The organism is Arcticibacterium sp. GJ41-1, from assembly GCF_055808875.1.
Genome location: NZ_CM147888.1, coordinates 1,969,885 through 1,988,789, shown reverse-complemented (window position 1 = coordinate 1,988,789; position 18,905 = coordinate 1,969,885). Strand labels below are relative to the sequence as shown.

The window sequence follows — 18,905 nt, the reverse complement described above, 5'->3', positions numbered from 1 at the left end:
AATATGCTTAGGAAACGTCTTCAGAACTATTAATCCATGTCATAATACCTGCTATGGCGGCAGGTATAGCAAAAATCAAGAAGTTGGTTCCGATGGTTAAACCCATACCTATCAACAAACCTGCTAAGGCTGGCCCAGCTATTCCGCCAAATCTCCCGGCTCCCATTGCCCAACCTATTCCTGTGGTTTTTATTTCCGTTGGGTACATTCTAGCGGCAAAAGCGTAAAGACCAACAAAACCGCCTTGTATCCCAAAACCTAAGAAGGCAAACACTAATAATATAAAGTCAGAACCTACAAACAAACCAAAACAAGCCATTAAGACAGCTGTCAAAATAAGTATCACGCCAATGGTCTTCTTTAAGCCATATTTGCTAGAAAAATACCCCTGTGTAACTATACCAAAGAAAGCTCCTACATTAAATACTGTACCTGCATAAATTGCCAATTCCATAGATAAACCGGCATCAGTAGCTAATTTAGGTATCCAACTCGTCATAAAAAATAGTGCTCCAAATGCCATAAAAAGTGCTAACCACAGCTGTAAAGAAGGTATCTTATATTTCCCTTCTAAAAGCTTTCCTACCGCAATGGCGGATTGTGGTTCGGCTTTAGGTGGCAACGCTTCTATTTCATCAAAGTTCATTTTCTTCAAAATAGCGTTTACCTTATTTAAAGCATTCTTAGGCTGCTTTTTGATATAAAAATCCATTGACTCCGACAAGAAAATAATAATTAAGGGTATAGAAACCAAAGATGCATAACCTGCATAGTGATACATCTCTTCCCAGCCTTGTGTAGGAATAACTTTAGCTGCCACTAAACCTGAAATAACAGCCCCAACAGGATACCCAGAAATCACAAAACTTACCCAAAAATTACGAGACTTGTTTGGTGTATATTCTGATGTTAAAGCTGCGGTACTTGCTAGCATACAGCCAATTCCTAAACCAGCAAAAAATCTATAAACCAACAATTCGTCAACACTGGTGGCAAAGCCTGTTAAGTAAATAGAAATACCCATCAAAACTCCACTAATAAGAATCATATTCTTTCTTCCTATTCTATCTGCAAATGGAGCTAAAAATAAAGTTCCGACGGTCATACCAGCCAAACCAGCACCAAAGACCACTCCTAAAGTTTGAGGACTAACAGACCATGCTTCTGCTATGGCGGGGGCTGTATAAGAAATTACCAAAACGTCCATGCCGTCTAGCATGTTCATTAAAAAGCAAATTAAAATGGTACCGTATTGTAGTTTTGTTAATTGACTCTTGTCAATTAATTCAGATGGGGAAAAATCCATTATTATTTTTTATAGGGTTGTAAATGAATGCCTAAAATAAGACCAAAAATTGAATTTATGACCTTAAACTAGCTTATTTAACGCTTTTCCTTTTTAAACAAAAAGGCATTGAATAATAATGGGAATAGTGAGCACGCAGCAAATGAGCTTATACCGACTAGTAGTTAAGCTTTTACACGTAATACCTTTTCCATATTGAGTATACCCGTCAGGAAATCTAAAAACCAAACTATAGATTCTGATTGATAATAAGCCGCTAGCTTTTTAGTTATCTATCATTGATAAAACTAAACCTCAAACGTAAAGCCCTTTTCAATGAGCTTATTATACATGGCTTCATCAAACCTGTATAACATAGCCGCACGGTGAGAAACGTCTTGCTCTCTTTCATTACAAGACACCAAAAGGTTCATTTTTGAGAACTTGCGTCTAAAGTTAGACTTGTCTAGTTTTTGGCCAAGGATGGCTTCATAAAGCTCTTGAAGTTGTAAGAGCGTGAACTTCTCTGGAAGTAGATTAAAACCTAGCGGTTCGTGCTGAATTTTATGCTGAAGATGAGCGAAACAACTATCAAGAATATGCCCGTGGTCAAAACTCATGCTAGGTACTTCTCTCACATTAAACCACTGTACATCTGTAACCGAAGGTCCTGCTTCTAGCTCAAACTTATCAATATTTACCAGAGCATAATAAGTGATGGTAATAACTCGCTTATCTGGAAATCTCTCTAAATCACCAAAGGTTTTGAACTGCTCTAGAAATACATTTCCTAAGGCTGTTTGAGAAGATAATATTCGACTAGCGGCTTCATCCAAACTCTCGTTATACTTAATCCAGCTACCAGGAAGTGCCCATTGACCTTTAGTAGGACCTTGTCCGTGTTTTACTAAAAGTGCATACAATTCAGAGTTTTTAAAGCCAAAAATGACACAGTCAATAGATAAAGCGTCAATTATTTCATCAGAAAGTTTCAAGAGCTGTTTGGGCTAGGTTAAGGCACAAAGTTACACTAAGAATAGCTACTAGCAAATTTGAGAAAGAGCATAAAAAAAGATTGGCTTGTGCACCAATCTTCTTTTATCGTTTTTAAAATCGTTTAATTTTTAGGCTGATAGTTTTTATCTGTAGTTAAGATAAACTTATCCATTTTGAAGCCATCTTCTCTCATAGAAAACTGAATGGTATGCTTTCCTGCTTTTTCAATGTCTAAATAAATTAGATAAGGCACCCCACAGTGTACTTCTTCCGTACGCTGCTTACTTTCATAATACCATTGATTTTTTCCGTCACACCACTGTAATCTTGCTCCAGTTTCTGGCCATGTTCCGTCTATTCCCACGTGCACTCCATTATCTTCTGTTCCTGTAGAAAGTGCCCTAGCCCAAACATAATACCTTCCTGCTTTAGGAATTTTGACATCATAAGATACTATGGCAAGCACTCCTGGCGTATTAGAAAAACTAGTGCCCACTACCAGCTCGTCATCATGTGTAACTCTGCTGTCTGGCAATATTTGAATGAAACTTTTACCAGAAGCATTTGGGTCAGATTTTACGTACCATTTTCTAACATCGTCTTTGGTTTGCTTAGAAAAGCTCTCTGCTTCTACCTCAATGGTTTTCTGAGCAAAACCTACGGTCATAGCCGCGGTACACAGCAAACCTGTGATTAATACATTTTTTAATTTTGTCATTTTTATTGTTCGTTTAATAGGGTTGAATACTGTTTTGATAAATCATTAAAAGGGCCTGGGTAAGTGAGTGTCTTTGTTTTAAGGTTGTTCTTAAGGTCTCTGTCTACTTCTTTAAGTCTTGGTACCAAAGGTGGATTTTCCGCAAAAGTCCAGTCAAAATAAAGTCCGCTTTGCACAAAGTCCCCAAAACCAAACTGATGCGTACTGCTACCACGTTCACCGGCAGCCTCTAAAGCCTCAGCCGTAAAAAGGTCTGGCTGTATGCTGTTTACATAAAGGTTATTTTCTTGAATAGACGACTTACTTATATGCGAAACCTTACCATTGATAAAGATATTATTTGCCACATGATGGTTTTCAGAAACTAGCCTTTTGCCATTCAATGACCTATTGGTAGGTGCCACACCATGTACCGCATTCCCAGTAAAATTGGCAATCAAATTATGATAAATCTTCACAGAATCTGCGTCGTTAACAAAAACGCCATTACCATCCACATTCCAAATGAAATTATTGTCCACCATGTTTGGGTATTGCGAAGCTTCAATAAAAATCCCCCCCTGCACCGTAGCTATATCATGAATAATGTTTTGACTCACTCGCGAGCCATTATTATCCCAATCTAGCCAAATAGCATTTCCGCCAGTAATATTATGAATGTAATTTCTTCTTATCAGGCTGTTGGTTACATTTAAGATTTTAATACCAGCCACTTCCCAATAGTTTTCGGCGTCTTGCCAGCCGCAATTATAAATGTGATTTCCTTCTATTAAAGCATCATGCACCACATAACTACGCATTCCTGCAGTTCCACAGTCTGAAATCGTATTGTTTCTAATTATCATTCCGCCTATGGCATCAGGCTTTTTTCTTGGAGATTTTACGTTTAAAGGATTAGTGTCAATTTCTTCAAAAGCATAATAGCCAAACTCCAATGCAGACGAGTTCATTTGCTTGAAGGTGTTGTTTTCAAAAATCCAGTGGTGCCCACCCAAAGCCGTAACCGCTCCGGTGCTGGTACGAAGAAAACCATTGGCACAGTGCTCAAAAGTCAAACCCTTTAATTGGATATAATTTAGGCCAATACTTTGTGGAATAAATAGATGCTCGGATACGCCAATTTCTACCAAAGAGCCATTAGGATTTCCACTGTCAAAACCATGAATGTGTAAGGTCTTTTGGTCTTTATCTACCCAAAAACTGCCTGAAACTCTAGCTAAATCACCATAAGCGGCTAGTTGTGTCAATCGCTTTCCGTTTTGAAATACTAAACCTCTGGTGTTGTTATAAGGTGTAATTTTCTTAACTCCTTCTGCCCAAGGCATCATTGGATATTCGTCTGGTTCAATATTCATCAGCTTAAGCGGAAAATAGTTATCGCTAAAAAAAGAGTCATCCAATGTAACCATCCACGTTTTACGCGACCATGTATAACTTCTAGAAGTGTCTCTGGCGGCATCCGTATAGATAGAGCGTTGAATCCAAGGTTGATTAATCACTTTTGAACCTTTGATAATTACCTCGCCATCGTTCGCAGCTTCATATGCTATCATTTTACTTTCAGAACTTCCTCCATGAAGAAGTTTGACAGTTTCTTTATAAACACCAGCATGAATAAGCACTTTCTCCCCTGCTTTCACCACCTGAGCCGCTTTATTGATGGTTTTAAATGGAGCGTCTTCCGTTCCTGCATTGCTATCAGACGCCTTTGGGTGCTTCTGATTTACTACATATACTTTAGAATATTGGGTAGTATTTTTCCATTCTGGATTAAAATCCCAATCGGTTCTTGACCTGCTTTGCCCAAAGCTAATTTGCGTGCAAACGCTCAGTAAAAGGGCTGTTAAAATTGTTTTATACATAGGGTTGAATATTATAAGGTCTATTTATTATGTAGCTTTTCAAAAAGAGTATCAGACGATTTAAGGTACTTTTCTTGGTTAGTTTCCTTAAGCCACTGGCTTTTCATGTATTCGTTTTCTGTTAGCCTAGCGTCAATATTTTTGAAGAAATTATTGTTCTCCCACATTGGTCTCGACTTCCAGTTTCCGTTGATATAGCTTATTGCTTTTATCACGTCTGGATTATCATTTATAGCTTTGAAATAGGGCGTAAACCATTCTTTCCACGCTCTTTCGGCATCTGCTGTTTTAGTCAAATCAAGATGCTCGCTTACTCCGTTTGAGTCTAAAAGCACTGGAGTGGATTCTGCAATAAACAATGGCTTTTTATGGTCGCGGGCAAACTGAATCATAGGGTGATTAGCATCATCTGGCGTGAAGAAAGAATAAGCCACCCAGTCCACATATTCATCTCCCGGGTAAAACTTATCAAAGGTCTCACGGTTGGCTCCTTTGCCTTTTGACTGCCAAGTGTAAGCCACATTAGTCACACCCATGCTGTCCAGTTTATTTTTGACACGTCTGTAAGCAGGAATGTAATGTTCTGATTTGTAAAAATTCCACTCGTAACCATCAAATTCATAACCAATTCTTAAGAAAACGGGACGTTCCCCAAGTTCTTTCAACCAGTTTCCTAAGCGGTGAATTAATTGGTCGTGACCTCCAATAGCCGTTACGCTGTCATTTCCTTGGCTCATATCTAAACCTATGGCTAGACATGAATTGTCAAAATCTGAATCAGAAAGAGCTAGCGACATATTTTCTGGGCCATCGCCCCAATCATCTGTAGTGGTCAGGCCATCTAAACCTTTATGCATAAAACCAAAAGATTCATGTCCTGTCAAAAAATCGGTATAGGCCGTGTATCCACCTGGAGTGGGCAAATAGTCATAATAACCGTCTGAATAATTATCTAAGCCACCTACAGCTTCTAATTCTTGACCAGCAAAAAGAATAACCTCGCCATCAGCTGGTTCAAATTTAGCTAGTTGCTCAGTTTCTTGCTCATCCGTTGGTTGACTAGTGCAAGACCAAACAGCAAATAAAACAAGTGGTAATATGGTTAATTTAAACATGTTCATATCGTTGATTCTTAATTCTTTATTTTTTTGATAGGTATGTAAATAATGTATCTGAAGCCATCAGATATCGCTCTTTGTTAATTTCAGATAACCACTGCGTTTTCATGTATTCGTTTTGGGTTATTCTGGCGTCAATGTTTTTAAAGAATGGATTGTTTTGCCACTGCGTACGCGTTTTCCATGGGGAATTGATGTAGTGAATGGCTTTTATCACATCAGAATTTACCCTCACAATATTAAAAAAAGGGGTAAACCATTCGTTCCATGCCTTTTGAGCGTCTTCCGTTTTAGTTAGGTCTAGATGGATACTGGTGCCCGTATTGTCTAAAATCACAGGACTAGCTTCGGCTATGAAACAAGGTTTTTTATGGTCGCGAGCAAACTCAATCATAGGATGATTAACCTCTCCCGTGGTAAAAAATGAAAAGCCAACCCAGTCTACCACATCATCTCCAGGGTAATATTCTTCCATGTTTGCTCTGGTAGAACCTCCACCTTTCGACTGCCAAACGTAAGCCACATTTTCAATACCCATTTCTTGAAACTTTTGATGGATGCGTCTGTATGCTGGTTTGTAAAACTCACTTTTGTAATGATTCCAGTCATGGCCATCAAATTCGTAACCGATTCTCAGAAAAACAGGGCGATTGCCCAAGGCTTTTATCCATTCGCCTAGTCTTATAATCAAATGGTCGTAATCGCCTTTTGCTGTTTTTTCATCTCCGCTATTGGCAATGTCAAGCCCTATGGATAAGCAGGAATTGTCAAAATCGACATCGTCCACCAATAGCGACATATTTTCAGGACCATCACCCCAATCTGCAGTAGATGTTAATCCATCCAAACCATTTCCACCAAAGCCAGTATAAGCTGTAAAGCCCGCGGGAGCATGGAAATAATCGAAGTAACCATCTGAATATTCATCCGTGCCGCCAATAGACTCTAACTCCTGCCCCACAAAAAGCAAGACTTTTCCAGTAGGTGGTTCAAACTTGGCTAAGCCATCAGTTTTAGGTTCAAACTTAGGCCCGACTACTATCTCTGGCGATTTTTGAGTACAAGCCGCAGATAAGGCTACCGCAATAATTCCTAGTAAGATATTTCGCATGACAGGTTCTTTTTTATGGAACTTGGAAATTGAAACTCTTCCTCCTTGTATGTGAAATAATCAAAATAAGCCGGGCGTTTGTGCCCCTCTAAATCTTGACAACAAAGACCTACAAAAGCACCCGTAAAAGCTGGCATATAGCTAGGTCCACCGTCTCTCACGTGGTCGTCAGACATAATAGTGGCGTCTAACACCTCTCCTATTGCTAACCATTTATCAGCTTCTAAAGCATAGAAAAACTGTAAATCTGCACCATTCATTTCTACTTTTAGATAGATATTGGCACCTTCTTCTATATCCAAAATAAGCGGTTCGCCTAATGCTTCTGACTGCTCAAAAAGGTCATGAGAGGTAAGCTGAACGCATAGCTGCCCTGCCTCATTTCTACTCACATTTAAGTAGTGATAATGTGAGGTATTATAGTAGCAAACCAAACCTGCCATTTGCTGAAAGCTCTCAGGATTAAACTGAAGGCTAGTGCTTGCGGTCATTTTATAACTCTGAATTCTTCTTGCTATCAAACTCTGCTCATGGGTAGAGTTCAAAGACTGCCTGCCATAAAGACAAAGCTTTCCTTTTGGCTCATTTAAGCTTAACCAATCTGAACTTACAGGAACTCTGAGCGACTGAAATTCTATATCTAAAATCTCCGAATCAAATGAATAAACCTCATTAACTTCTCCTACTATAGGCTCCGCATCAGTTTCTATGGGTACTTCTACTCTCGGAATGCACGAGCCACTGCCTAAAGTAGGCCATTCGCCATCTGCCCAATTAATGGTTTCAATAGAGGTTTCTCTTCCTAAAATACACTTCCCTTGTGGCGTTAAAGGGCGACCAGTTAAGAAAACAATTATCCACTCACCTGTTTTGGTTTGCACCAAATCTGCATGTCCGCTTTTTTGCAAATAATAGTTTGGCTCATTTCTACAAGTTAGCAGAGGTCCATTTGGGCTGATTTCATACGGGCCAACTAAGTTTTTTGAACGAGCTATAGAAGCCGCGTGACCGTATTCTGTACCACCTTCTGCTGTTATCAAATAGTAATATCCATCCTTTTGATAAATGTGTGGACCTTCTGTAAGGCCAAGTTCTGACCCTTCGAAAATGTAATGCTTTGGGCCTATCAGTTTCTTTAATGTTTCAGAGTATTCTTGAAGAATAATACCACCAAACATTTTGCCTTTTCTGTGGTCTACCAGTAAACTTGTGTACCATTTGCTGCCATTATTATCATGAAATAAGCTACCATCAAAACCAGAAGCGTCTAAGAAAATAGGCTCCGACCAATCGCCAGAAATATCGGTAGTGGTCACAAGGAAGTTTGGCGTGTCTTTCCACTTTCCTGAGAAAGATTTCACGTTGGAATATACCAGATAAAATACACCATTATCATAAGAGAGGCATGGAGCCCATACCCCACATGAGTCCGGTGCTCCTTTCATATCTAACTGAGAAATTCTGTTAAGTGGTCTACTTATTAATTTCCAATTTACAAGGTCTTTTGAATGGTGTATTTGAACACCTGGAAACCACTCAAAAGTGGAGGTGGCAATGTAATAATCATCTTCAACACGAATGATAGAGGGGTCTGGGTTAAATCCTTTTAGAATTGGGTTTTTAACGAAAGTCATTAGTCTATTAATTGTTTTTCTAGTTCTTCAAGCGATTTACCTTTGGTTTCTACCACGTATTTCCAGGTAAAAATCAAACAGAAGAACATAAAGCCGGCATATATAAAGTATGTGGTACTGCTACCAAAATTTGCTAATTGGACAGGAAAAAATGTGGCTACTAGAAAGCTTGAAAAAGCATTGATAGTACCTACCGCCGAAATGGCGAATCCACGAATTCGGTTTGGGAATATTTCTGAGAATATAGCCCACATCACTGGTCCTAAAGAGATAGAAAAACCAGCGATAAAGCCAAGGATGCTTAACAGCACCAAAAATGAATTAATCTTAATGCCGTCTTTTAAAAGAGCAGGCTTATAATTCCCAGAAGCGATGCCGCTAGTAGCCAGTGACTGGTCAATGGCACTGTAAAATTCAAGCTCGTCTAAGAATGATTTATCCTTTATGGTAGAAACTGCATTGATGAACGTATTCTTTTTATTAATCAAAGCCACCGCATTGTCATTTGACAATGTGATGCTAGAAACTTCATCTTTCCCACTGAAGAAAATGGCATTATCGGCTTCCAATTTAAAACCATCATAATTGACAAGTTTACTGTCATTTGCTTTGGCTAAAGCCCAAAGGTCATTTTCAAGAATGCTCTTAGCAGAAACGGCTATTTGCTCTGAATTGACAATGTAGCGAGCTTTCTTGAATTGAATTCCTGTAAAAGTCAAAGAGAAAGCCATCAAAGATATCCCTGCATATAGGAGAGGTTTTCTGCCTATTCGGTCAATCAAGAACATGGAAACAATGGTCATCACCAAAAAGACCAAACCAAGAACTGCTGCCTGCATAAAAGCTGCATCTCTACCTCCACCGGCAGACTCAAACACCATGGGAGCATAATAAAGAATGGCATTTATTCCAGAAAACTGCTGTAAAATGGCCAGACCAAAACCTATAATTAAAACTAGTCTCATCTTCTTTGAGAAGAAGAAAGAAGCCTGCGATTTTAAGCTTTCTTGTCCATCAGGATTTATCGTTTTTTTGATTTGCTCAAGCTCCGCTTTAGCGTATGCTTCATCTCCCACTTTCATAAGCACATCCATGGCCTTTGACTCTCGCCCTTTCATCAGCAGCCATCTTGGGCTTTCTGGAATGATGAAAATACCGATGAAGTAAATAAGTGCTGGAATGATTTCAATGCCCAACATATATCGCCAGTTGGTAAGTGGGTCTTCAAATGCTTTTAGCACAAAATAGTTAGAAAAGTAGGCGGCAGATAAACCAATCACAATCAGTAACTGGTTAAAAGAAACCAACCAACCGCGGTCTTTGGCAGGGGCTATTTCCCCTATGTAAACTGGTGCAACAAGTATAGCAACTCCCACGCCAAACCCACCAATAATTCTTCCGAAAATGAAGAAGTTTATGTCTGTTGCTAATGCTGAAATTAAAGCTGAAACAGCAAACAGAACTGCGGCTATAAGTAAGGAGGGTTTTCTGCCTATTTTATCGCTCATAGGCCCTGCTATAAAGTTACCAAGAATGGAGCCCCAGATAATACAAGAAACAGAGAACCCTAAAAGGAAAGAACCATCTTCAAGGTTAAAAACTGTTTTGTAAAAAGGCACCGCCCCAGATATCACCGAGCCGTCAAAGCCCAATAGAAACCCTCCAATGGCAGCCGTGAAGGCTATTAAGGTTATATAAATTGTATTTTGTTTCATTTATAATTTGTCGTCAAAGTCTTCATTTTAATTGTTCTATCACCTGAACATGGTTACTGTTTCTTGCGGCTATAATTAGTCTTCTGTTCTGTCCTTTTATTTGAATAATATCGCGTATATCTCCATTAAGATTCAAACCCGTTTTCTCTTTACTTATTGGCACAAAATTACCTTTGCCATCTCCCTTTAAAAGACAGCCTAAACTAGCATCCATTCTACCTTGCTGCACTCTAAATGGAAAGAAGTTTCCGGCTATTAAAATGTCCTGAATGTTGTCTCCGTCAAAGTCATCATAAATGATTCCTGAGGCCACGCTAAATTGAGCTTCTTCAGGTAATGCTTTTACCGTGAAAGTGCCGTCTCCATTATTTATAATTAAGGAAGAGTTGATATTATGTATGTTGAATTCCTTAGAAGCCTGAATTTGCTCTTTTGAGAAAATATCTTGAATGGTAGCATTGCCAAAATCAGCATATTTGATGAACCTAGAATTTAAACTTGGAATTTGAGCGGTTAGCTCATCGCGAGAATTAAAAGGGTAACTTTTACCCTGCAAAAACCAAGTCATTACGGGGTCTATTCTACCATCATTATCAAAGTCATTCACATAAGTGGTTAAAGGCTCTTCGGCTGTTGGTTTAAACTGGGAATTGGTGCCCATATTTCCTGCTATAAAATCAATATCACCGTCATTATCAATATCTGCAGCTACTAGTTTGCACCACCATCCATCATTTTCGTTTAGGCCTGTAGTTTCCGTAATTTCGGTAAACTTCCCTTTGGTGTTTTTGAAAAACTTGATAGCCATCCAATCACCAGAAAGTACTAAGTCTGTCCAGCCATCTTTATCAATATCTGCCCAAATGGCATCTGTTACCATTCCAGCATTAAACAGTGCCTCATCACCTACCTGATTAATGACATTTTTAAAACGAATGCCGTTTTTATCCGAGTCGTTTCTTAGGATGATGTTTCCACCATTAAGAGGGTAATTCCCAGGAACAGCTCTTGCTCCTACAAATAAATCTAAGTCACCGTCTTTGTCAAAATCTTCTGCTTTTACGCAGCTTCCACTGTATATTTCTTCTGGAATAGCTCCTTCTACTTTCTTGAAGTTTCCTTTTCCGTCGTTTTCATAAATGCGGTCTTGCAATTCAGGAACGGGGTGTAACCACTCAGTACCGCCACTTACCACATATAAATCTTGGTCGCCATCGCCATCAGCATCAAAAAACAAAGAACTGATATCTTCATGCGATTGGTCAGCTAGCCAAGGTTGAGATTTTGATTTAGAAAAGATTCCTGACTTATTTTGAAGGTAAAGAATTGCACTTTGACCTACTGGAGCACCTATAAATACATCTTCCAATCCATCCCCATTTACATCTGCAGATGCCATTTTAGGCCCTTGTTTTGACAGTTCATAAGGAATTAATGATTCCCGTTTAAAGTCAACATACTCGTTTTCTTTTTGAGTAAAATCTATACCTGAATCCTTTGTGATTTCAGTAAAAAGCGTTTGATGAATTCCTTTTTGATTAGAAACTTCTAAAGCGTCTTTCTCATAAACTTCTGTCAATTTATTGACCGCAACATTTTCTAGTATTTGACTTTTTCCGCTAGGCCAAATGACCTCTAAAGTTTCGATAGATTTAATATCTCCTAATCCAAAATTGAGCGTATAGTCTACCGAAGATTGATAGCCTCTTACTGGATAAAGTTCTTGGTACTGTGCTCCCATTTTGGTTCTGATTATAACTTTAGCACCTATTCCAAAAGTATTATTTCCTGAGCCATGTAATTTTACTTTCAGATAAGCATTCTCATTGATGACCTCCGCATTATTTCGGTAAACCCATACTGGTTCGTTGTTATTACAAACGATTAAATCTAAGTCGCCATCGTTATCCAAATCAGCATAAGATGCTCCGCTAGATACTCCTGCTTCAGATAAACCCCAAGAATCTGAAACGTTTTCAAATTTCAGATTACCCTTATTTTTGAAAGCATAATTACTCAGTTTGGTTGAAGGCATTTTTTTGAGCAAGTCGTAAAGCGGCATATTTTCCTGATATTTCTCACGAGTAGAAATGTCTTTACCATCTTTTATGGCTTGCTGCATGGCGGCTTCTACCTCATATTTCACAAAGTCAAGGCTGGTATAATCTCTTAAAAATCCATTGCTCACAAAAAGGTCTTTCCAGCCATCGTTATCAAGGTCTGTCAATAAAGCACTCCAACTCCAATCGGTGTTTGAAACGCCTGCGAGTTGCCCTATTTCACTAAATACAGGAAGCTTTTCTTGGTCTAAACCTTGGTTTAGCTGTAACATGTTACGGGTGTTTTGATGCCCATAACCACTTTCTACCATTAATTGGTACTTGTCGTATTGGTCTGCTCCTTGTACTGTTTTTTGACGGAGATTAGTCTCAGGAAGCATGTCTAAAGTTACCACATCTGGCTTGAGGTCATTGTTATAATCTGCAATGTCAAGCCCCATGGTGCTTCTGCTGATGTGAGCAAAAACTGTTTTAGCTACTTCTTTAAAAGTGCCATCGCCATTATTTAAATAGCAGAAGTCTTGTTCCTCAAAATCATTACTAACATATAGGTCCGGGTAGCCGTCATCATTCATGTCGCTGGCGGCAATACCCAGGCCAAAGTTTATTCCGCTGCCATAAATGCCCGCTTCATCACTTACATCGGTAAATGTATTATTGTCGTTCCGATAAAGGCGATTGCCAAATTGCGGGTGGCGAAGGTTTCTTAGTTTATTCGTATTAAAAAATGGCGAATAAAATCCGTTAGCGTGATTTAATAAAAATAGGTCTAGGTCACCATCAATGTCGTAATCGAAGAATAATGCCTGACTGGTGTAGGTTCCAAATGCGTCAATTCCGAAGCTTGCTGCTTGTTCTGAGAAAATCGGAATACCGTCCGGATTATTTCCTTGGTTTATGTAGAGTTCGTTTTTGCGTTCCTCATCTGTACCAAATCCTGAATAACAAACATAAATATCAAGTTTGCCATCTGCATTAATATCCGCAAAAGAAACGCCTGTTTTCCAATGTGCTCTTCCTGCTACATTGGCAGTAGCCGTTACATCTTCAAACTTTAAACCTTCCCCTTTATTGAGGTATAGTTTTGACGGCACTTGATTTCCTGTGAAGTAAATATCAGCAAAACCGTCATTGTTTAAGTCTCCAGTAGCAACACCTGAGCCGTTATAATAATATTCGTAGGTTAATACGTTTCTTTCTTTGGTTTCTGTAAGTTGATTTGTGAATGAGATTCCTGTCTCTTGAGCTGATAATTTATCGAACAGCTTTATCTCTTTTTCAGAACATGAAAAAAGTAAAAAGAAAGAAATAGCCATACCGAAGATCGGTGTGGCTATTTGGTTCAAAAAATCAAAAAAAAGATTTCTCTTGTTCACTTTTTTATTCAATTTAAAAAAATACAACAACCCGATAAGTATCAGGCTGCTGTAATCGCTCTTATCTATTTATTAATATCCTGGATTTTGAATCAGTTTAGAATTTTTGTCCATTTCAAACTGAGGAATTGGGAACACGTTTTGATGCTCTTTAAAGCTTCTTGGTTCGTAAATTTTCTTAGTATAAACATCTACATCACCTTCTCTTTCTATTTCCATCATATACGCTGGCTGATTAAAAACAGCCATTCCTTCTTTCCATCTTCTAACATCCCAAAATCTATGCTCTTCAAAGACTAATTCTACACGTCTCTCATTCTTGATTTTCTCTCTCATCATATCCTGGGAAAGACCTGCTTCTAAATTTGGCTGACCAGCCCTGTTTCTTACTCTATTGATAGCATCATATACACTAGCATCTGGACCAGCTGCTTCATTTTGTGCTTCAGCATAATTTAGTAAAACTTCTCCAAGTCTGAAGAATATCCAGTTATTGTCTTGCCCTTGGTAGGTTTGAGAAGAAATTCTAAGGTTATCGTCTAAGAATTTTTTCAATCCATAACTAGTTTGGCTAGAAGCATTGGCACCATCATAGGTATATACAGTAATACCTTTCCATTCCGAGCCATTTCTAATGATAGTTTGGTCCATTCTGGCATCTCTATCTGCATAAGGGTTTTGAGGATCATATCCAGAAGCTGGGTCCGTAATTGGCTTTCCGTTGGTCATTTCATAAGTATCTACCAAGTTTTGCGTAGGTGCAAAACCCGCCCAGGTACCATCACTAAGTCCTACGCTCATACCTAACATATAAGATGCAGGATGCACTACGTCAGGCTTAACAAATTGTCTTGAAAAAATAACTTCTGAGTTATTGTTATCAATAAACAAACGGTAATAATCAGGAAACAATGTAAACTCATTTTTGTCAATTAGTTCTTTAGCAACACTTGCTGCATCCGCCCATCTTGACGTTTCGTTTCCTGGGTTATTTAATGGACTCGCAAAGTATAATAAAGTACGAGCCTTTAATGCAAGAGCAGCGGAACTAGTAGCTCTTCCAACATCATTTCCAGTAAATTTGGCTGGTAAAACAGCTGCCGCGGCATCACAGTCTTTTAAGATTTGTGCCACACACTCCTCATACGTATTTCTTGGAAGCTCTAAATCATCAGTAATTTCCTGAACATTCGTGATTAAAGGAACAGCACCAAAAGTTTTGATAAGGTCGGCGTAGCTAAATGCTCTTAAAAATAGAGCTTCTGCCTTATATCTTTCTTTTACTGCTTCGTCTCCAGGTACTTCATCTATTCTAGATAAAAGTACGTTTGCTTTACGAATGGTAGCATAGTTCATTACCCATAAATCTTCTCCATAAGGAGTGAAAGATGGCGTAATATCCGCCGTATTAAACAGTTGAACTTTAGCATCTAGTTTACCATCAGCATCATCAGAACCTGCTCCTAAGATTGACATTCCTCTAGACCAAGAGTTCCCACTTCCATAACCAAAATCTTGACGGTTAAAGCCACTCTGAAGACTACCGTAGATATTGTTTACAAATTGATTTACCAAGTTAATGTCAGACCAAAGTGTGGCATCCGACACAAAAGAGGTTGGTTTTACATCTAAAACATTATCGTTACAGGAAAGGCCAGACAGCAAGACTAGACTCAATCCAAATATTTTTATTTTATTATTTCTCATTTTTTTCAAAGTTTAATCTTCACAAATATTATTTAGAATTGAACACTTAGGCCTACGTTGTAGACTTTCTGCTGCGGGTAATACCAGCCGTCAATATTTGTGTTTTCAGGATCTACATTTAGTAAATCTGTAAAGGTTAATAGGTTTTGACCAGAAGCTGAAACTCTGATGTTTTGTGCTCCAATTTTAGTTAAGAAGTTAGGTGCCAAAGTATAAGCTACCTCTAGGTTTTTCAATCTTAAATAAGAAGCGTCTTTAATCCAGAAGTCAGACACTAATTGGTTGTTTTCTGCTATCACAAGTACTCTTGGCAAGCTAGCATCAGTATTAGTTGGCGTCCATCTGTCTAACCACTCGTTGGTAACTTTTCCACCATTATAAAATGACCAAACAGCATTTGATTTCAACTGCTGATACACTTGTTCTGCTCCTTGAAACAAGAAGTTCAGTTCTAAACCTTTATAAGCTACACCACCTGTTATTCCGTAAATAATTCCTGGAATATTGTTTTTACCTAGGTAAGTTCTGTCATCATTGTCAATTTTTCCATCACCATTGATATCATCATATTTGATATCACCAGGTCCTAAGTTTGTATAGGCCGTTTTAGGAGAATTGTCAAAATCTTCTTGGTCTACAAATAGACCTAAAGAACGAAGACCATAATAGCCATTAATAGCTCTTCCTGTTCTTCTTAAGTCATCAGAAACTCCTGGAGACTCATCTGCAAATATGATTTCATTTGCCGCTTTAGTAATGTTACCGCCCAAATGGTATGAGAAGTCTTTTGTCAATTGCTTCTCATGATTTAAGCTAATCTCAAAACCTTTGTTTACCACAATACCTATATTTTCTGTAGGCAGGTTAGCACCAAAAGAAGTAGGTACAGATAAGTTTCTTTGAGCCAAAATACCTTCTCTACGCTCGTGGAAGTAAACCACATCTGCAGTTAAGAATCTATTTAAAAGGCTAAATTCTAAACCAACATCCGTTTTAGTTGACGTCTCCCATGTGATGTTTGGGTTTGCCAAGGGTCCTGGAGCTAAACCAGAATAATACTGACCACCAAAAGCATAACCACCGAAATTAAACGGAGGTCCACCAGCGTAACCACCAGAGTTGTTAGCTAAATCGTATCTGGCGTAATATCCAAATCTTGAAGAAATTTGGTCGTTTCCAAGTTTACCATAAGAAGCTCTAAGCTTTAAAAAGTCAATTGCCGCTATATCACGAATAAAAGACTCTTCTGAAGCTATCCAGCCCACAGATACCGCAGGAAAAATACCCTTACGCTTACCAGGAGCAAAGTTTTCTGATTGATCTTGACGAACACTGGCTTGTAATAAGTACTTGTTTTTGTACATATAATTAAACCTAGCTGCAGTACTTAATAAACCATATTCGTTTCCGCCACCACCAAGGTATTGGTTAAGCGATGGACCCGCGTTTATCACATCTAATGCAGAAGTAGTATAAGTGTTTCTACCACCATTAAGGTACCTGTCATAATTAGTCTTTTGAAGAAAAAGTACTAAAGCAGATACTTCATGGTCTTCATTCAGTTTTCTGTTATAGTTAATATGCCCCTGTAATTCAGTACCAGAAGACTGGGTAAACTGCTCATTAAGACTAGGATTAGAATAAGGCGTAGGAATAAGCGTGTTATCCAGTTGTCTTTCATAAAGTGTAATGTTATCATTCCACCTTTTGTTATATCCTGTAGTTTTGTCAAAAGCCAATACTCCTTTCAAAGAAAGCCCCTCAATCCATGGAATATCTTGGGTCAATTGGAATGTAGTCAAAAGCACATCATAGTTATTTCTATTATAACCAGCCTCTTCTTGAACGAAAGCAAAAGGATTTGGATATGGTCTTGGATTAGCTAATTTGCCATCAGAATACTGATGTGGGAAAATTGGAGGGTTTCTAAACGCCTCTTGCATAATGTTTGTACTTCCTGCTACAGGAGCATCTTTATCTTCAATTCTACCAGATAAATCTACAGACAACTGTGTAGTTTTAGTAAGTTGAAGGTCCAAATTAGCTCTTGCATTATATCGCTTATTGCTAAGTGTTTTGTACAAACCTTCCTGATTTAAATAACCAAGAGATACGAAATACCTTGCTTTTTCATTCCCTCCATTAATAGAAAGATTCTGCTGAATCATTGGAGCAGAACCTCCTAAAAGTATTTTACCCCAATCTGTGTTTGGATATAAATCTGGGTCAGAACCGTCTTTATATTTTGTAAGTTCTTCGTCTGTAAAAAGTGGCTCACGACCATCATTTGCTAATGCCTCATTATAAAGTGTGGCATATGTATGAGAGTCTGAAAAATCTGGTAAACCTACCGCAGACTGCGAACCATAATTAATGCTATAATTAACACTCAGTTTTCCAGCTGCACCACGCTTTGTTGTCACCAAAATAACACCATTAGCACCTTTAACACCAAAAATAGCTGCTGAAGATGCATCTTTCAAGATATTAACTGACTCTACTTCATTAGGATTTAAGAGGGCAAAATCATACTGCGACCTAACAATTCCGTCAATTACAAAAAGTGGGCTAGATGAACCATTAAAGGTAGACACCCCACGCACTAAAATTTGTGAACCATCACTACCCGGCTCTCCAGAACTTTGTTTAGCAATAACACCCGTAACTCTACCTGCAAGCGTATTACTAAGGTCTGCTACTGGATTACGTTTAATTTCATCTGATTTAATAGTACTTATAGAGCTAATCAAATTCTTTTTTGACTGCGTTCCATATCCTACTACTACCACCTCGCTTAAATCTAGATTTTCTGGCTCAAGAACAAAGTCAATAACACCAGCATTTCCTACTAGTTTTTCTACGCTTTTCATTCCGATGTAATCTATTACAAGGGTAGAACCTTTGGTAGCTGAAATTTTGTACTTACCGTCTTTGTCAGAAATAGTAGCAACGGTAGTGCCCTTTACTGCAACAGTAGCTCCGGGCAGGACCTCCGAAGTACTCATGTCTGTAATAGTACCCGTGAGCTGCAGGCTCTGGGACTGTGCTAAAAAGGGCTTAAAGCCCAAGATAGCGAAGAAGCAAATGAATGTAAAAATTTGTTTCATAGTTAAATAATTGGGTTGATTTTGATACTGATTTTCATAAAATTTCACACCTAAAACTCTCCAACCTTTTGAGACCCAATTTTGAGCAAGCCAATTCTTAATGAAATCAGCTTTATAAGAACAATACAGGTTTAAAGTATTTCGAGAACTCGTGATAGAATCATTATGCATTTAACTTTTGGTCTTTTTTACTAAAAGCTTATAGTTAAATCGACC

At 38.4% G+C, this 18,905-nt stretch carries 11 protein-coding genes; all 11 read right to left on the bottom strand.

The features are described from left to right. Nucleotides 1-7 precede the first annotated feature (7 nt). Entirely contained in the window at nt 8-1,306 is a 1,299-nt protein-coding gene (locus AC0L6O_RS08075) for an MFS transporter (protein ID WP_473307682.1), read from the bottom strand. Between the two features lie 287 nt (nt 1,307-1,593). Beyond that, complete coding sequence (locus tag AC0L6O_RS08070; protein ID WP_473307680.1) at nt 1,594-2,280, bottom strand: NUDIX hydrolase; 687 nt, start codon at nt 2,278-2,280, stop codon at nt 1,594-1,596. A 122-nt stretch (nt 2,281-2,402) separates the two neighbouring features. Next, nucleotides 2,403-2,999: a hypothetical protein gene (locus tag AC0L6O_RS08065; protein ID WP_473307679.1), complete on the bottom strand. Its 597-nt coding sequence runs from the start codon at nt 2,997-2,999 to the stop codon at nt 2,403-2,405. Between the two features lie 2 nt (nt 3,000-3,001). After that, entirely contained in the window at nt 3,002-4,861 is a 1,860-nt protein-coding gene (locus AC0L6O_RS08060) for a right-handed parallel beta-helix repeat-containing protein (protein ID WP_473307678.1), read from the bottom strand. A 20-nt stretch (nt 4,862-4,881) separates the two neighbouring features. Further along, the gene (locus AC0L6O_RS08055; protein ID WP_473307677.1) at nt 4,882-5,982 is read right to left on the bottom strand and encodes a glycosyl hydrolase; all 1,101 of its coding nucleotides are present in this window, start codon (nt 5,980-5,982) and stop codon (nt 4,882-4,884) included. A 19-nt stretch (nt 5,983-6,001) separates the two neighbouring features. After that, on the bottom strand, nt 6,002-7,090 hold the full coding sequence (locus AC0L6O_RS08050) for a glycoside hydrolase family 26 protein (protein WP_473307676.1): 1,089 nt from the start codon (nt 7,088-7,090) through the stop codon (nt 6,002-6,004). After that, nucleotides 7,072-8,724 carry a glycoside hydrolase family 43 protein gene (locus tag AC0L6O_RS08045; protein WP_473307674.1) on the bottom strand — a complete coding sequence of 551 codons (1,653 nt, stop codon included), beginning with the start codon at nt 8,722-8,724 and terminating at the stop codon, nt 7,072-7,074. Before AC0L6O_RS08045 ends, AC0L6O_RS08050 begins: the two co-directional genes overlap by 19 nt. Beyond that, nucleotides 8,724-10,439 carry a sugar porter family MFS transporter gene (locus AC0L6O_RS08040; protein WP_473307672.1) on the bottom strand — a complete coding sequence of 572 codons (1,716 nt, stop codon included), beginning with the start codon at nt 10,437-10,439 and terminating at the stop codon, nt 8,724-8,726. Before AC0L6O_RS08040 ends, AC0L6O_RS08045 begins: the two co-directional genes overlap by 1 nt. Before the next feature lie 22 nt (nt 10,440-10,461). Next, nucleotides 10,462-13,815, bottom strand: coding sequence for a VCBS repeat-containing protein (locus tag AC0L6O_RS08035; RefSeq protein ID WP_473307671.1), 3,354 nt, complete (start codon nt 13,813-13,815; stop codon nt 10,462-10,464). Between the two features lie 132 nt (nt 13,816-13,947). After that, complete coding sequence (locus tag AC0L6O_RS08030) at nt 13,948-15,582, bottom strand: RagB/SusD family nutrient uptake outer membrane protein (RefSeq protein ID WP_473307670.1); 1,635 nt, start codon at nt 15,580-15,582, stop codon at nt 13,948-13,950. A 32-nt stretch (nt 15,583-15,614) separates the two neighbouring features. Continuing rightward, nucleotides 15,615-18,689 carry a SusC/RagA family TonB-linked outer membrane protein gene (locus AC0L6O_RS08025; RefSeq protein WP_473307669.1) on the bottom strand — a complete coding sequence of 1,025 codons (3,075 nt, stop codon included), beginning with the start codon at nt 18,687-18,689 and terminating at the stop codon, nt 15,615-15,617. Between the last annotated feature and the right edge of the window lie 216 nt (nt 18,690-18,905).

Bases quoted from the DNA above. Each gene is read 5' to 3' on its own strand.
- AC0L6O_RS08075 (WP_473307682.1), bottom strand. From the start codon at position 1,306: ATGGATTTTTCCCCATCTGAATTAATTGACAAGAGTCAATTAACAAAA.
- AC0L6O_RS08065 (WP_473307679.1), bottom strand. From the start codon at position 2,999: ATGACAAAATTAAAAAATGTATTAATCACAGGTTTGCTGTGTACCGCG.
- AC0L6O_RS08060 (WP_473307678.1), bottom strand. From the start codon at position 4,861: ATGTATAAAACAATTTTAACAGCCCTTTTACTGAGCGTTTGCACGCAA.
- AC0L6O_RS08055 (WP_473307677.1), bottom strand. From the start codon at position 5,982: ATGAACATGTTTAAATTAACCATATTACCACTTGTTTTATTTGCTGTT.
- AC0L6O_RS08050 (WP_473307676.1), bottom strand. From the start codon at position 7,090: ATGCGAAATATCTTACTAGGAATTATTGCGGTAGCCTTATCTGCGGCT.
- AC0L6O_RS08045 (WP_473307674.1), bottom strand. From the start codon at position 8,724: ATGACTTTCGTTAAAAACCCAATTCTAAAAGGATTTAACCCAGACCCC.
- AC0L6O_RS08040 (WP_473307672.1), bottom strand. From the start codon at position 10,439: ATGAAACAAAATACAATTTATATAACCTTAATAGCCTTCACGGCTGCC.
- AC0L6O_RS08035 (WP_473307671.1), bottom strand. From the start codon at position 13,815: ATGGCTATTTCTTTCTTTTTACTTTTTTCATGTTCTGAAAAAGAGATA.
- AC0L6O_RS08030 (WP_473307670.1), bottom strand. From the start codon at position 15,582: ATGAGAAATAATAAAATAAAAATATTTGGATTGAGTCTAGTCTTGCTG.
- AC0L6O_RS08025 (WP_473307669.1), bottom strand. From the start codon at position 18,689: ATGAAACAAATTTTTACATTCATTTGCTTCTTCGCTATCTTGGGCTTT.